The 14511-nt window shown below is 62.2% G+C and carries 17 protein-coding genes and 3 tRNA genes; 3 read left to right on the top strand and 17 right to left on the bottom strand.

What is annotated here, in order from left to right:
• Nucleotides 1-52: 52 nt before the first annotated feature.
• Nucleotides 53-1162 (top strand): glycosyltransferase, encoded by a 1110-nt coding sequence (locus FBY28_RS17935; RefSeq protein WP_353618530.1) that lies wholly within the window; start codon nucleotides 53-55, stop codon nucleotides 1160-1162.
• Between the two features lie 42 nt (nucleotides 1163-1204).
• Here the strand turns inward: FBY28_RS17935 and FBY28_RS17930 are convergent, their stop codons facing one another.
• Together FBY28_RS17930 and FBY28_RS17925 are read right to left on the bottom strand one after the other, a co-directional pair.
• Nucleotides 1205-2437 carry a nucleotide sugar dehydrogenase gene (locus tag FBY28_RS17930; protein WP_216847787.1) on the bottom strand — a complete coding sequence of 411 codons (1233 nt, stop codon included), beginning with the start codon at nucleotides 2435-2437 and terminating at the stop codon, nucleotides 1205-1207.
• Between the two features lie 488 nt (nucleotides 2438-2925).
• Entirely contained in the window at nucleotides 2926-4467 is a 1542-nt protein-coding gene (locus FBY28_RS17925) for a sugar transferase (protein WP_216847786.1), read from the bottom strand.
• A gap of 864 nt (nucleotides 4468-5331) precedes the next feature.
• Between FBY28_RS17925 and FBY28_RS17920 the strand changes: the two genes are divergently transcribed.
• A complete protein-coding gene (locus FBY28_RS17920; RefSeq protein ID WP_216848136.1) occupies nucleotides 5332-5871 on the top strand; it encodes an arsenate reductase/protein-tyrosine-phosphatase family protein in 540 nt (179 codons plus the stop codon).
• Between the two features lie 170 nt (nucleotides 5872-6041).
• On the top strand, nucleotides 6042-6896 hold the full coding sequence (locus tag FBY28_RS17915; protein WP_216847785.1) for an endonuclease/exonuclease/phosphatase family protein: 855 nt from the start codon (nucleotides 6042-6044) through the stop codon (nucleotides 6894-6896).
• A gap of 5 nt (nucleotides 6897-6901) precedes the next feature.
• Here the strand turns inward: FBY28_RS17915 and FBY28_RS25800 are convergent, their stop codons facing one another.
• The 15 genes from FBY28_RS25800 to FBY28_RS17845 all read right to left on the bottom strand — a co-directional run bounded on the left by FBY28_RS25800 (nucleotide 6902) and on the right by FBY28_RS17845 (nucleotide 14487).
• Nucleotides 6902-7054 (bottom strand): hypothetical protein, encoded by a 153-nt coding sequence (locus FBY28_RS25800; RefSeq protein ID WP_160145502.1) that lies wholly within the window; start codon nucleotides 7052-7054, stop codon nucleotides 6902-6904.
• Nucleotides 7055-7168: 114 nt separating this feature from the next.
• A complete protein-coding gene (gene rplA / locus FBY28_RS17910) occupies nucleotides 7169-7885 on the bottom strand; it encodes a 50S ribosomal protein L1 (RefSeq protein WP_019513972.1) in 717 nt (238 codons plus the stop codon).
• 70 nt (nucleotides 7886-7955) lie between these two features.
• Nucleotides 7956-8384 carry a 50S ribosomal protein L11 gene (gene rplK / locus FBY28_RS17905; RefSeq protein WP_019513971.1) on the bottom strand — a complete coding sequence of 143 codons (429 nt, stop codon included), beginning with the start codon at nucleotides 8382-8384 and terminating at the stop codon, nucleotides 7956-7958.
• A 51-nt stretch (nucleotides 8385-8435) separates the two neighbouring features.
• Nucleotides 8436-9197 carry a transcription termination/antitermination protein NusG gene (gene nusG, locus FBY28_RS17900; RefSeq protein WP_019513970.1) on the bottom strand — a complete coding sequence of 254 codons (762 nt, stop codon included), beginning with the start codon at nucleotides 9195-9197 and terminating at the stop codon, nucleotides 8436-8438.
• A gap of 29 nt (nucleotides 9198-9226) precedes the next feature.
• Entirely contained in the window at nucleotides 9227-9685 is a 459-nt protein-coding gene (gene secE, locus FBY28_RS17895) for a preprotein translocase subunit SecE (RefSeq protein ID WP_141868743.1), read from the bottom strand.
• Between the two features lie 69 nt (nucleotides 9686-9754).
• Nucleotides 9755-9827 (bottom strand) — tRNA-Trp (locus FBY28_RS17890).
• 154 nt (nucleotides 9828-9981) lie between these two features.
• Nucleotides 9982-10488: a (3R)-hydroxyacyl-ACP dehydratase subunit HadC gene (gene hadC / locus FBY28_RS17885; protein ID WP_141868742.1), complete on the bottom strand. Its 507-nt coding sequence runs from the start codon at nucleotides 10486-10488 to the stop codon at nucleotides 9982-9984.
• A gap of 2 nt (nucleotides 10489-10490) precedes the next feature.
• On the bottom strand, nucleotides 10491-10919 hold the full coding sequence (gene hadB, locus FBY28_RS17880; protein WP_141868741.1) for a (3R)-hydroxyacyl-ACP dehydratase subunit HadB: 429 nt from the start codon (nucleotides 10917-10919) through the stop codon (nucleotides 10491-10493).
• Nucleotides 10906-11382, bottom strand: a complete 477-nt coding sequence (gene hadA / locus FBY28_RS17875; RefSeq protein ID WP_141868740.1) for a (3R)-hydroxyacyl-ACP dehydratase subunit HadA — start codon at nucleotides 11380-11382, stop codon at nucleotides 10906-10908. The genes hadB and hadA overlap by 14 nt, the downstream gene beginning before the upstream one ends.
• A 9-nt stretch (nucleotides 11383-11391) precedes the next feature.
• Nucleotides 11392-11559: a 50S ribosomal protein L33 gene (rpmG, locus tag FBY28_RS17870; protein ID WP_023985310.1), complete on the bottom strand. Its 168-nt coding sequence runs from the start codon at nucleotides 11557-11559 to the stop codon at nucleotides 11392-11394.
• A 27-nt stretch (nucleotides 11560-11586) separates the two neighbouring features.
• Nucleotides 11587-11660, bottom strand: a tRNA-Met gene (locus FBY28_RS17865).
• 40 nt (nucleotides 11661-11700) lie between these two features.
• Nucleotides 11701-11773, bottom strand: a tRNA-Thr gene (locus FBY28_RS17860).
• A gap of 175 nt (nucleotides 11774-11948) precedes the next feature.
• Nucleotides 11949-12869 (bottom strand): hypothetical protein, encoded by a 921-nt coding sequence (locus tag FBY28_RS17855; RefSeq protein ID WP_216847784.1) that lies wholly within the window; start codon nucleotides 12867-12869, stop codon nucleotides 11949-11951.
• A gap of 29 nt (nucleotides 12870-12898) precedes the next feature.
• A complete protein-coding gene (locus FBY28_RS17850; protein WP_141868739.1) occupies nucleotides 12899-14035 on the bottom strand; it encodes a globin domain-containing protein in 1137 nt (378 codons plus the stop codon).
• On the bottom strand, nucleotides 14032-14487 hold the full coding sequence (locus tag FBY28_RS17845) for an RrF2 family transcriptional regulator (RefSeq protein ID WP_141868738.1): 456 nt from the start codon (nucleotides 14485-14487) through the stop codon (nucleotides 14032-14034). The genes FBY28_RS17850 and FBY28_RS17845 overlap by 4 nt, the downstream gene beginning before the upstream one ends.
• Nucleotides 14488-14511: the final 24 nt, after the last annotated feature.

The raw sequence follows: 14511 nt of genomic DNA, 5'->3' as shown, positions 1-14511 counted from the left end.
AAGGTATATTTCAGACAGTCAACCTGACTACCCTGAGAGGACCTCGACGATAGTGGTTCATGGTTGCAACACTCCACAGAGTCGGATTTCGGTCACCGTTATTGTGTCAAGCCTATATCCGCTCACCGGGCTTGAATCAGCCACTCTGTCGCTGATTGAATCACTGAGGTCGACTTATGATGTGCGTGTCGTCGCCCTTGCGAACGAGGCACCACCTGATAGTCAGGGGCTCACATCAATAATCGACGAGCAATGGGGCTCGACGGTGACAGGTTGGAAACGCTTGGTCACCCTCTGGCGAGCGTTCCGTCATCGCGCCGACGTCAATAGTGTCGTAATTCTTAGCGGCGCGTGGACCGCCATTCCCCTGTTACTTGCCCTATCGCGAAATGCGTGCCGTGGCGCTCTGATTTGGGAGCATTCGTTTGGTGATGAACAGGCTAAATCCAGTCGGAATCTCCGAGTTCTCCGGTTTATCGCTCGGACCCTGTATGCGCGTGCACATGCAACCGTCGCGGTGAGCGAATCACTCCGGCGCGATCTGATTGCCTACGGTTTCAGTGAGCCTATAGCGGTCATACCGAATATTGTTCGTAATCTGAATCGGCAGGACACTCAGCACGTCATATCCGGCAGACTGTTGGCGGTTGGTTCTCTCACGAAGAACAAAAATCTCGGTCTCGCGATTCGCGCGCTTTCATTACTACCGTCCAGTTACACACTGGATATTGTGGGCGATGGAGCACAGCGCCACGAACTAGAGGGTCTGGTCCGAGAGCTCGGAATTACAGACCGCGTGTGGTTCAGCGGTTATGTCGAAGACCCAGCAGAGTATTTCTCTCGCGCGGAGATTATGGTTCATCCGTCACTAGGTGAGACCTACGGGTTGGTACTGTTCGAAGCCGCTCAGTTCGGCAAACCCGTCGTAGCGGTCAATCAGAGCGTTATGCCCGAAGTCGTTCCGGCATTGGTACCAGGCGTCCTCACCGCACCAGAACCAAAATGCTTCGCGGATGCAATCGTCAGGCTGTCTCAACGTCCGATCACCCCGGAAGAGCATGCAAGTGCACATCTTCGGCGCCAACAAGCGGTTCAGAACATTGCGACGGACTGGCAGCAACTGATCAATAGCGCATCAGAGTCGAGAGCACACCCACGCTGAGCAGACGAGCTTCAGTCGCCAATCCGTGTCAGAATTCGCTTCTCAGGGCACATGTACGCCGGATACCTGCAGCCGATAGGTCGTATCCAGAACGGCAGGATGACCTTCCAACCACGAGTAGTCAACGTTCGGATGGGCGGTATGGACGATCACCAGGTCCCAATCTTGAGCAGCCGGGTCCGGCAGGTGAAAGAGGCTGCCACTGGCCGGCAGATTGATCGCCTCGACGTAAGGGTCGGAGTAGCACACTGTCAGACCGTCTTCGGCCAACATCTGCATGATCTCCAGAGCAGGGGACTCGCGGACATCACCGAGCGCAGGCTTGTAGCTGACCCCCAGAACGAGCGCTTTGGATCCTTTAAGCTTCTTGCCGCTTTCGCCAAGTATCCGTCGAGCGTGCTCCGCGATGACACGTGGACGACCCGCGATCGCACCCATCGCAGCCTCAACTAACGGTGATTGCATTCTCCGGCCGCGGAGCTGCCAGAGCAGATAGTGCGGATCGCACGGTATGCAATGCCCTCCGACGCCAGGCCCCGGATAGAACGGCATAAATCCATACGGCTTGGTCGCGGCTGCCCGGATCACTTCCATGACATCGATACTGAGTTCTTGTGAGGCATCGGCTATCTCGTTCGCGAGGGCAACATTCACGGCACGAAAGGTGTTCTCCAGCAGCTTGGCCATCTCCGCGACCTCGGGCGATGAGACAACGTGTAGCGATCCGGCCGTGTGCGCCAAATACGCCGCGGCACGCTCGCTACATGCAGCGGAATAGCCTCCCAGCACGCGCGGCGTGTTCTCGGGTGCATGCGCGACGACGCCCGGATCTATCCGTTCCGGGCTGAAGGCCACAAAGATGTCCTCGCCCACGACAAATCCCCTGCGCTGCAACGGCTTGATCAGAAGATCCTTTGTGCAGCCCGCATACGTGGTCGAGGTCAACACGATCACCTGGTGAAGTCGCGCGTGCTCGACAACTGTCGCGCACGCGGCGGCCAAAGCGGTGAGATCAGGCGTCAGATGGTTATCGATCGGCGTTGGAACACAGACGACCACGAACTCGGTCTCGGCAATCGCCGAAGGTTCGGTTGTCAACCGCAGCACATGGTCGTTGAGTGCAGGCGCCAGTCGTTTCTTATCACGCTCAAGCAAATCGATTCGAACATCCTTGATGGCGCTCAGCCGCGCTTCGTTGACATCGAATCCGACGACCTTGGCGCCGGCATCGGTGAAGGACAGCGCGGTGGGAACTCCGACATAGCCCAGACCCACTACCGCTATAGATCTGCCACCCAGAGCATTTCGCGTTCTAGGTCGACTGTCGGCTGTTGTTTCAAATTCGGTTCCCACAAGTCCCCCCATTAGAGTTGGTAATTCGTTGCGCTGACACATTGCACTGATCCATCGGTCCGTCCATAGATCGCCCATTCAGCAGTGCGCTCACCAACGAGATTGAAGGAGCCGGACAAGTACTGAGCAGATATGTGGTCGTCCACTGTTATTCGATTGCCCGCGATAGTGGCGTGCCAGCCAGCCATATTGAGAGCGTCTCGCGCTGCGCCGATCGAGGTCGCGCGCTGCAGTATCGCAGCTACGCGATCGCAAGTCTCAGTAGGTACGAGGGACTCGACGCCAGCCGTCCAACTCGACTTCGCTACCGGCCGAAGTACACTCGGCGCCGGAGGAAGAGGGATGGAGACTTCTGCACCTGTTTGTCGCCTGTCTCTGCGGGGTACTTCCGAGATCGTCATTGCCTGTCCTCACCTCTCGCGGTACAAGACGACAGCGCGAAATGTTCGAAGTATGATCTTGATATCGAGCCACAACGACCAGTTCTCGATGTAGAAGTTGTCGTAGCGGCATCTGTCGGCTATGGACGTATCTCCCTTTAGACCACTGACTTGCGCAAAACCCGTCAACCCGACTTGAACTCGGTGCCGATGTGCGTAACGGTCGAACTGTGTGGAGAACTGTTCAACGAAATGGGGACGTTCTGGCCGAGGTCCGACGATTGTCATATCGCCGCGAAGGATGTTCCACAGCTGCGGCAACTCGTCAATGGACGTCGAGCGCAGGAACTTTCCGACCGGGCCAACTCGACTATCTGCTGAGACATTCCATTGTGTGGCCGATTCAGCTTCGTTCGCCGGCCTCATCGATCGAAATTTCAAAAGTTCAAAGGTGCGGCCGTCGCGGCCGACACGGGTTTGCCGAAAGATGACGCCTGGGCCGCCTTCTACCCGGACCGCCAGGGCGGCCACTGCCAGAACGGGAGACAGGATCAGTAGAGCGGCTCCAGCGGAGACAATGTCGAACAATCTCTTAATGATTCGCGCAGGGCCTCGAAGATTGGGGTTACGGATTCTCATTATGGGGATGGAGCCGATATGGTCAGCCGTGCCGGTCAGGGTGTGGAAATGGTGAAGTCTCGGCACTACGAGCAGCTCGGCCGTGAGGCCAACTTCAGTACGAACTGCGTCAATAAGTGCACGCTCGTCGAAGTCGCCGTCGGCGACGAGGATCGTGTCAGCGCCGCTGGTGATCATCGCCATGTCCAAGTCCGCTAGTCGGCCAAGCTGCGGCAGCACCTCGGCGGCTACGCAGCCGCGACTGTCGTCAACAAATCCAATAGGCACTAAGCCGTACTCACGGTGATCAGCGAGAGTCTTTGCGATTTCGGTCGCAGTCTGGCCGCCTCCTATGAGGACGGTCGGATGTCGCGCGATGCCGATTTTCCGACCGAATCCGACCAAGCGGGTCGTGATCAAGCGTCCGACGATGACGAGTGCAATGGCTTGACAAGCAGTCTCGAGGAATATCAGCACTTGCGGCTTGGCATGCAGGTGGAGAACCACCGCCGCTATCGCCGCCGACGTGGCAAGCAGCCGGGTGACGATTGACGGCAACTCATCCATCACGCTGAGATGCAGCGGCGCGACATAACGAGCGCCACCGGTAAGCAGCAGCGTTCCCAACACCGCCATGGCGAGAATCGTCAGTGGCTGCGGCGGCCGCCACATCATCGGTGCGATCAACATCAGGAAGTCAACGACCGGTACGACCATCCACGCTCGCACACGGCCCAGGTAGCCGACCCCCGATGGTCCAGCGACCCTGGAGACCAAGCCAGCGGGCGGCAGCACGTCAACGGAGCGCTGAAAGGTATCGCCGACGAGGAGACCTGCGACACCGTGCACGCTGGTCACCGTCGGTTCCGCGTATGAACTCGGCGTAGCACGCGAAGACTTCTTGGTGTCCGCCATGCGGGGTATGGGGTCTGCCGCGGGATCGACAACGGTCATCGACCTACGCCACCTATCGAGACTTGGGACAAATTTACGAAAACGTTAATGGGCAAACGGCCCGGGAGCCAGCCTGACGTCGGCCGCTTTCGCGAAAACCGTGCACCGCATGGTCCGAACAGCGTGACTGCCTCATCGCCCATGCTGTCGCACACCCCTTGTCACTGCCTGTCATCAATTTGCCGATTAACTGCGGCCGACCGAGAGTATCGCACCATAGAGCAAGTCGTTCATTTTTCCTGCGATACATCGCCCGATAGGCGTTGATCAGCATGTTAGTTCCTAAACGGCAGCCTCGGAAGCCTCTTGACGCATCTTCTCGACTATTCGCCAGAGAGATCGGCCGTCTCGGCTATTGCTGCAGGTAAGAGCGATTTTTTTAGCAATGCGCCCATATGGATGGCGGTAAGACCAGGCTGGAGGGCACACGTCCGAATGCGACGGTTTTCGTGATTTGAAATGTTTGCTGAACCAGATACGTAGGGCGAGTTTTACGTATGGCCCGGAGCTCCTTGCAGGCTCTAGCGGTGAAGCCGAAGGGTCACGTCGGCAGTGCCAGCGCCCGCACCTACGCTGTTTCAGCAAACTTTTCTTGCGATGTCGTCGTCAATGGAGGAGCCGGGCACGGTGGCCCCTCGGTTTTGCATCGACACGCGACGCGCTTGACCCTTGCCATAACGACGCCCGGACGTCCGGTTCGCACTTGGGAGAGCACTACACCTTCGCCTCAACCTTTGATCGCCGAAAATTTGCCACGGCGATAATTTGAGTACGCGTTGCGCCACCTGAGCACCAGCCCCGCGTGACGGGCCGGATACTAGATACGATCCGGCTTACACCCGGCAGGGATAGACGCCTCGACAAATCGACAGGATAAGGAGCGCCGTCCTGCACGTACTCTTCGTTTGCACCGGAAACATCTGCCGTTCGCCCACCGCAGAACGCTTGGCGACCGCATACGCCCATGAGATCGGCATCGACACGTTCTCCGCTTCGAGCGCGGGAACTCGGGCCGCTTTGGGACAACCCATTCATCCCGAGGCGGAGTCGGTACTTGTGAGGCTTGGTGGAGATCCTTCAGAATTTGCTGCCAGACAACTCACCGAGAAAACTGCCACAGGGGCCGACCTCATCCTCGCTATGACGAGCACACACCGGGCGGCGGTTCTCGAAGTTGCTCCGCAAAAGCTGAAACGTACCTTCACCCTGATCGAGGCCGCACGGTTGATCACCGAGCAAAATGCACGCACTCTTGCAGATCTCGCTAATTTTCGGCCATACCTGGACGCCAGTGACAACGTGGATATCGCCGACCCGATTGGTCAGAGTCCGGAGGTATTCGCCGCGATCGGTGACCAGATCGCTGCGGCGCTGCCGCCGATACTAGAACTTTGCCGCGCTTAATGGCTCTGCGCGCCAGAGACCGCCGACGTGGCCCGGCATGGTCTCGACCGGTATCGCTGACCACGTCTTTCGCCATACTGATGCTCGGCTACGCCGTAATCGCAGTACTCATACGCGGGCTGCCGCTGTCGAACCTGCCGGCACTCCTTACCGTCGTCAGCCTCCCCTATGTGCCGCTGGGAGTCCTGGCTGCAGTGTCTGCGCTGCTGCTGTGCCGCCGAGCACTTCTCGCTCTCGCAGCGGCAGCCATCCTGGCGATCACCCTCGCAGTGCAGGTTCCGTGGTACTTCGGCGGACACGGCGTCGATAGCGACCAAGCTCTGAGCGTCCGCGTGCTGTCGTCGAACCTGCGCTACGGACAGGCCGATCCGACGTTCTTCGTCCAACTGGCCGAAACAAGTGCCGATGTCATCACGGTGTCCGAGTTGACGGTGGAAGCCGTCGAGAGATTCGACCGAGCAGGCCTCCGCCGAGCCTTTCCATACTCGTCACTCTTGCCGCGTCCGCGAGCAGACGGCATCGGGCTGTGGAGTCGGTATCCGATCACCGTTGTGCCCACTTCCGAGCACGGAAGCAACTCCACCACAGTCCGCTTGGCCATCCCGGGAGTTCAGCACGACCCCATCCTTTCCAGCGTCCACCTGATGTCCCCCATCGCCGGCGACGAGAACACCTTCGCCGACTGGGACCGCAAGATCACCGCAGCCAAGTCCGAATTCGCCGCTTACGCCGAGGCTGCGGGTCCGGCCGCGGTCATCATCGCCGGCGACTTCAACAGCACTGTGGACATGCGGCAGTTCCGCGATCTGCTCGACGTCGGATACCAGGAAGCGGTGCGCCAGACAGGCGCCGGCTTCGGCCCGACGTACTCACCGCACCCGCGCATCCCACCCCTGATCACGATCGACCATGTGCTGACCCGCAATTCGACGCCGACGTCCATCCACACCGTCGACGTACCCGGGTCCGATCACCGAGCGCTACTGGCCACCGTGGCCGTCCCGCTTGATCCGCCCACACCCTGAGCGGGCTACCTGCCGAACAGCCCCCGCAACGCCCCCAGCACCCCGGGACGCCGGAAGCCGGTGCACTCCCCCGGCGCGCACAACGCGCACTCGGCGCCCGAACGATAGTGCTCGTGCGCGGCCCGCTCATGCCCGCACCGACAGATTCCGCCAGTCACCGGGCCGATCCTATGCGCTGCAGCACCGATGCTTGGTCACACCGTCGTCGACGCGCAGCAAGATGCCCCCGCACCGAAGTGCGGGGGCATCAGGCTCAACTGTGGGAAGCGGGCTCAGGCCTGCTCGTCCGCGGTGAAGTTGCGGGTGACCGCGGGATCCACCGGGATGCCGGGGCCGGTCGTGGTCGAGACGGTGACCTTCTTCAGGTAGCGACCCTTCGACGACGACGGCTTGGCACGCAGCACCTCGTCGAGGGCTGCGCCGTAGTTCTCGGCCAGCTTCTCGGCGTCGAACGACGCCTTGCCGATCACGAAGTGCAGGTTGGCCTGCTTGTCGACGCGGAAGTTGATCTTGCCACCCTTGATATCGGTGACAGCCTTGGCCACATCCGCGGTCACGGTGCCCGTCTTCGGGTTCGGCATCAGGCCACGGGGGCCCAGCACGCGGGCGATACGCCCGACCTTGGCCATCTGGTCAGGGGTCGCGATGGCCGCATCGAAGTCCAGGAAACCGCCCTGGATCTTCTCGATCAGGTCATCGCTGCCGACGATATCGGCGCCGGCAGCGGTAGCCTGCTCGGCCTTCTCACCCACGGCGAACACCGCGACGCGCGCGGTCTTACCGGTCCCGTGCGGCAGGTTGACGGTGCCGCGCACCATCTGGTCTGCCTTACGCGGATCGACGCCCAGCCGGATGGCCACCTCGACGGTCGCGTCCTGCTTCTTCGACGACGTGTCCTTGGCCAGGCGGGCCGCCTGCAACGGGGTGTAGAGATTGTCGCGGTCCACCTTTTCGGCGGCCTCGCGATAGGCCTTACTGCTCTTGCTCATTGGTGTCTCCAGTTCAGAGGGTGTGGTTGCCGGGCCGAAGCGGGCCCTCCCACGAAATGCTTGGTGCTAATTACTCGACGGTGATGCCCATGGAGCGGGCGGTGCCTGCGATGATCTTCGCCGCGGCGTCGATGTCGTTGGCGTTGAGGTCTTCCTTCTTGGTCTCGGCGATCTCGCGCACCTGATCCCAGGTCACCTTGGCGACCTTGGTGGTGTGCGGGGTGCCGGAGCCCTTCTGCACGCCTGCAGCCTTGAGCAGCAGCTTGGCGGCGGGCGGGGTCTTCAGGGCGAACGTGAAGGTGCGGTCCTCGTAGACGGTGATCTCCACGGGGATGACGTTCCCGCGCTGCGACTCGGTCGCGGCGTTGTACGCCTTGCAGAACTCCATGATGTTGACGCCGTGCTGACCGAGCGCCGGACCCACCGGCGGAGCAGGGTTGGCCTGCCCGGCCTGGATCTGGAGCTTGATCAGCCCGGAAACCTTCTTCTTCGGGGCCATGCTCTGGTTTTTCCTTCTCTCTTGGGCCCAGCCGATATCCGGGCCCGAAAACTAAATCTTGGCGACCTGGGTGAACGTCAGCTCGACCGGCGTCTCGCGGCCGAAGATCGACACCAGCACCTTGAGCTTCTGCTGCTCGGCGTTGACCTCGCTGATCGAGGCCGGCAGCGTCGCAAACGGGCCGTCCATCACGGTCACCGACTCGCCGACCTCGAAGTCGACCAGAATCTCCGGACGCTCCAGCGTCGCCTCGCTCGATGCGGCGGCAGCGGCCTTGGTGGAGGCCGGCTTCTTGGCCGCGGCAGGCGGCAGCAGGAACTTCACCACGTCATCGAGCGTCAGCGGCGACGGCTTGGACGTCGCACCCACGAAGCCGGTGACACCGGGGGTGTTACGCACCGCGCTCCACGACTCGTCGGTCAGGTCCATCCGGACCAGGATGTAGCCGGGCAGCACCTTGCGGTTGACCTGCTTGCGCTGGCCGTTCTTGATCTCGGTGACCTCTTCGGTGGGCACCTCGACCTGGAAGATGTAGTCACCGACGTCGAGGTTCTGCACGCGGGTCTCGAGGTTGGCCTTCACCTTGTTCTCGTAACCGGCGTACGAGTGGATGACGTACCAGTTGCCGGGACGCGTCCGCAGATCCTTCTTCAGGGCGGTCGCCGGATCCTCGTCCTCGGCAGCAGCCTCGGCCGCGGGAGCCTCGGTCTCGGTGATCTCCTCGGCAGCTGCCGCTTCATCGATCACGTCGACGATGGCTTCACCCTCGGGGGTGTCGGCGTCGAAATTTTCGTCGCCGTCGAAGCTAGTCACGCTTGTCAGTCCTCTCTCAAACTTCCGGGTCAGCCGAAGATGATTCCCACGAGCCGCACGAGCCCGAGATCAGCCAATCCGATCAGCGTCACCATGAACGCCAGGAACACCAGGACCACTGTCGTGTAGGTGACCATCTGTTTACGGTTCGGCCAGATGACCTTCCGCAGTTCGGTGATGACCTGCTTCAGGTAGTTCCAGACGAAGACGAACGGGTTGACCCGCGAGCCTTCTTTCTTCACAGCCTTGGGCGCCTTGGTGCGCTTGGCTGCCTTCTCGTCCGAGTCGGTGCCTGCGTCACTCGCGTCGACGGTCTCCGTGTCGGCAGTGGTATCGGCATCGTCATCGATGACGTCGACGGCCGCACGACGGGTCCGCTTTCCGGTCGGGCGCAGCGGTCGGGCTGCTGCGGCGGGCTGGCCGGCCGTCTCGCCGCCCTCGGGCGCCTCGTCTGCCGAAGGCCCCAGTGCCGGCTTGTCGTCGCTCACCGCATGCCTTTCGTCTGGTTACGTGTGGTCACCTTCTAAGTGTCCACACTTGTCGAGTATTCAGTTGAGCAGGGGCGACAGGACTTGAACCTGCAACCTGCGGTTTTGGAGACCGCTGCTCTGCCAATTGAGCTACGCCCCTCTGTTCAGGGCCTCACACAGTTGCGCGCTCTCCGATCGGCCGATTGACGAACCGACGGACAGCGCGCTGTAGTGGGAAAACCCCGAGGACCGAGTGTACATCGGTCCAAGTACTACTTACTAATCCCCTCTACCAATCCCATCTCAGCCGTGCCCTACCCGGCCGCGGTCCGCAGCACCTGGCCGGACTCGCGGTCGTAGCGCACCGACACCGAGTTGTCGCCCTCGTGCCCCATCAGCGTGGTGTACGCCTCCATGACCACGACGCCGTTCTCGTCGCGAAGGATATTTCGTGTCACGACGATATCGGCATTGAACCGATTCTCCACGGACATGATCTCCAGCTCGGCGTTCAGGTGATCACCCACCCGGATCGGCTGGTGGTACACGAACCGCTGGTCGACCTGGATGATCTGCATGGTCTCCATGCCGACGTCGACATTGCGGAAGAAGTCCTGCTGCACCAGGTTGGCCAGGATCGAGACGAACGTCGGACCCGCGACCAGCCGGTCGTGGCCCAGCTCGGCGGCCGCCTCTTCGTGCAGCGATGCCGGATGCTCCGACTTAACGGCCTTGGCGAACATCTTGACCTGCTCGCGACCGACGATGAAGACCTCGGGGTATTTGTAGACGATCCCCCGGATGTCCGCTTTGAGAGCCATGGTCAGGCCAGCTTCGCGATGGCGATGGCGCGGCCGAAGATCTTCTTGCCGCCGGTCGTCGCGGACAGCGCGATCGTCACGGACTTGGTGTCGGCATCCACCGACTTCACCCGGCCGTTGAACACCAGCTCGGCGCCGACACCGTCATTGGGGACGGGGACCACCGCGGTGAACCGGACGTTGTACTCGGTGACCGCGGCCGGGTCGCCCACCCATTCGGTGACGTAGCCGCCGCCGAGGCCCATGGTCAGCATGCCGTGGGCGATGGCGGTGTCCAGACCGACCTGCTTGGCGATCTCGTCGTCCCAGTGGATCGGGTTCAGGTCGCCGGATACGCCGGCGTAGTTGACCAGGTCCTGACGGGTCAGCGGAATCACCTTCTCCGGAAGGGTGTCTCCCACGCTGACCGAACTGAATTCACGCAGTGCCATCTGAAAAGCCCTCTTCTCCGTCGCCCGAACGCCCGGCAAGGGTCGTCAAGGCCTCCTGGACAACCTCACCCTTGTCGTTGGTGATGATGTTCTTGGTGACGATGATGTCGGTGCCGTGCGCCTGACGCACCGAATCGACGTACACATCGCAGTGCAGCCGGTCTCCTACGCGGATCGGCCGGACAAATGTGAACGCCTGGTCCACCTGAACGATCTGGGCGTCGTGGATACCGATGTTGGCGTGCTCGAAGAACGCGATCTGGGCGGTGTACCCGAAGGTGCTGATGAAGGTCAGCGGCGCCGGCAGGGCCGAGTGGCCCAGCTCGGCGGCGACAGCTTCGTCCTGGAAGTACGCGGCGTCGTTCTTGACCGCTACGGCGTACTCGCGCACCTTTTCGCGCCCGACCTCATATGCATCGGGATAGCGATAATGCATCCCGACGAGATCGGTCGACAGAGCCACGACGAACGGTCAGCGGGACTCTTTGTGCGGCTGGTGGTGACCGCAGTTCGGGCAGAACTTCTTGATCTCCAGCCGATCGGGGTCGTTCCGACGGTTCTTCTTGGTGATGTAGTTACGGTGCTTGCACACCTCGCAGGCCAAAGTGATCTTCGGCCGTACGTCGGTACTCGACGCCACGTCTCTTGCCTCTCGTTGTTCTGCCTGTAGCGGTGGGGAGGCTCGATCTCCCGACCTCACGATTATGAGTCGTGCGCTCTAACCAGCTGAGCTACACCGCCCCGATCGACGCAGGCGGAGCTCCGCCAGGCGCGTCCACCGAGCCCCCTAACGGAATCGAACCGTTGACCTTTTCCTTACCATGGAAACGCTCTGCCGACTGAGCTAAGGGGGCCTTGCACTACCTCTGGCCGTAGGGCCTTAAAGAGGGTACATTCTCGCCGTTCCCGCTACCAAAACGGCTGGTCTGAGGCCGGTTTTCTGCTGTTCACGAGGGTCCGCCCGGGCCGTCCGGGCCAAGATTCACACCAGGGACAGACCTGGGTGATCTGCCGTCCCTCATGTGAATCTCACGCTGCCCGCCCGCCACGGCGTGACAGCATTGCCTCCACTCGCGCCAGGGTGACCGGCAGCGGATCCTCGGCGATGACCCGAAGGACGTTCCACTCCAACCGGGCAAGCGCGCGATTCACCATCTGATCCCTGACGTAGGTCAACCGGTCGGTCTGATGGTGGCGACCGTCGTATTGAATACCGACCTTCATGTCCTCCCACCCCATATCGACCTTGGTCACCAGAGCGCCTGCCTCATCGAACACCGGGATCTGCGTCCCGGTAGGGGCCATGCCGGCATCGGTCAACGCCAATCGGAGCCACGTTTCGCGTGGTGACTCCGCACCGGTGTCGGCCAGCGACAGGGCAACCTGCAACCGTCGGATGTTGCGCGCTGCCGGATAGCGCTCGATCAACGGCAGGACATCCTTTACGTCGAAACGTGTGCCCCAGAGCAGCGCATCGATCCGTTGCACGGCCTCGTCCCGCGGCAGATGCCTGCCGAGATCGAAGATTGTCCGAGCAGCCGTGGCAACCGCAATACCGCTGATCGTCGTCACCTCCTCCGGGGCGTAGGCGTCCCGGTAGACGATCACGCCCGCGGGAGGCCGGGTGCTGCGCCCGAGCAACTCGATCGGAACGTCGTCACCGACCCAGAATGCGCGATGCAATGCCGAGGCTGCGACTCCGGTAACAATCCCCTTGCGGCGCGACCACAGATGTGCGGCGATCGACCGATCCGTCAGCGTCGGGTCACTCGGACCGTAGACGTCCGGAGCCAGCCGGGTGAAGTGACGCCGCAGGTCGTTGCGAGTCACGCGGCCCGCAGCCAATGCCTCGCTGCCGATGAACACCTTCATGGCCCGATGCTCACACTCGACACCGACACCGTGGCCGAGATTCACATCAGGGACGCGGTCGCATGTCAGAACGACCATGATGTGAATCTCGGCCCAATCCAGACGAACTACGACAGCAGCCAGTCGTTCGGGCTGAACAGCTCGCTGTGCACCCGGGTGACCCCGCGGGCCAGCAGCTGATCACGCACCGCGCGGACGAACCCGTCGTTACCGCACAGGTAGACCTCGGCGTCCTCGGGCAGCTGCACGCCGTCCAGCGACATCAGGTCCTCGTACCAGAGCTGCAGGGTGGCGTTGGGCAGTGCGTCGACCAGCTCGCGCTGGCGTTCCCGCAGCGGGTGGGTCTGCTCACTGCGATCGGCGTGCAACACCTGCACGTGGGTATCGGCGGGCAGCGCCTCCAGGATGCCGATCATCGGGGTGATGCCGATCCCGGCGGAGATGAGCACAAGCGGCACACCGGGTGTGGGCGCGGGCAGGTCGCCGAAGGGCACCGTCACATCCAGCAGATCGCCGACGCGCAGGTTGTCGCGGATCCACTCCGACACCTCACCTGCGGGCTTGACCGCGAAGGTCAACTGCCCGTCGCCCGGCTTGTTCACCAGGCTGTACTGACGCAGCTGGCGAGCCCCGTCGGGCAGTGTCACACCGACCGAAACATATTGTCCGGCGCCGAAATCCAGATCGGAGGCGACGCTGACCAGCACCGCACCCGAGGGGTCGTCGACCCGGGCGGTCACCTGGGCGCGCCGGTAGACGTCACCGGCGGGCACCCCGGCCTGCTCGTACAGGCCGCGCTCCATGTCGATCAGGGTGTTCGCCATGATCCAGTAGACGCGGTCCCAGGCCTCGGCCACCTCGGCGGTGACGGTCTCGGCGCCCAGCACCTCCACGATCGCGGCGAACAGGTGCTCGTGCACGATCGGGTACTGGTCGGCCGTCACGCCCAGCGACGCGTGCTTGTGCCCGATCCGCGAGAGCAGCTCGGCGGGATGCGGCAGGTTCGGATCGACCAGGTGTGTCGCAAACGTCGCGATCGACGCGGCCAGCGCCCGCTGCTGTGCACCCTGGGCCTGATTACCCCGGTTGAACAGATTGCGCAGCAGCGCCGGGTGTGCGGCGAAGAGCCTCTTGTAGAAGGAGCTGGTGATGGCGTCGATATGGGCGCCCACCAGTGGCAGCGTGGCCTTGATCATCTCGGCGTGCGCGGGCTGCAGTTCCTCGGGGGCAACGACGACGGTCATGGGGTGTTCCTTCCTGCGATTTCCAACGGGAGTGTCACTACCGGCAGCAAGCCGCTGCCGGTCAGGTCGCCGAGGGTGTGGTTGTCCAGCTCTCGGTAGAAGGCCTCTTTGGCCTCGGCCAGCACCCGGCGCAGTCGGCAGCCGGCGATCAGCGGGCACGGCCGGTCCCCGGCGCAGTCGATCACCTCGGCGTCGCCTTCCAGGCGGCGCACCAGCCAGCCCAGTGACACCGTGCGCCCGTCCTCGGTGAGCGAAAGCCCGCCCACGCGACCGCGTTTGGCGTTGACCATGCCGAGGTCGACAAGCCGGGCGACGGCCTTGGCGACGTGATGTTCGGAGGCGTCGGCGCCGGTGGCGATCGAGCGGGTGGTGATGCGGCGTTCGGCGGCGTCCCCCGCGGCCAGCAGCATCATCGTGCGCAGACCCAGGTCGGTGAACCGGGTGAGTTGCATGGCGCTGACGCTACAAATCCTGCA

Origin of the sequence: Arthrobacter sp. SLBN-53 (assembly GCF_006715585.1) — a bacterium.
GTDB lineage: Bacteria > Actinomycetota > Actinomycetes > Mycobacteriales > Mycobacteriaceae > Mycobacterium > Mycobacterium neoaurum_A.
Note: the sequence above shows the minus strand (reverse complement) of the source record. Positions and strands in the feature narration are given on the sequence as shown.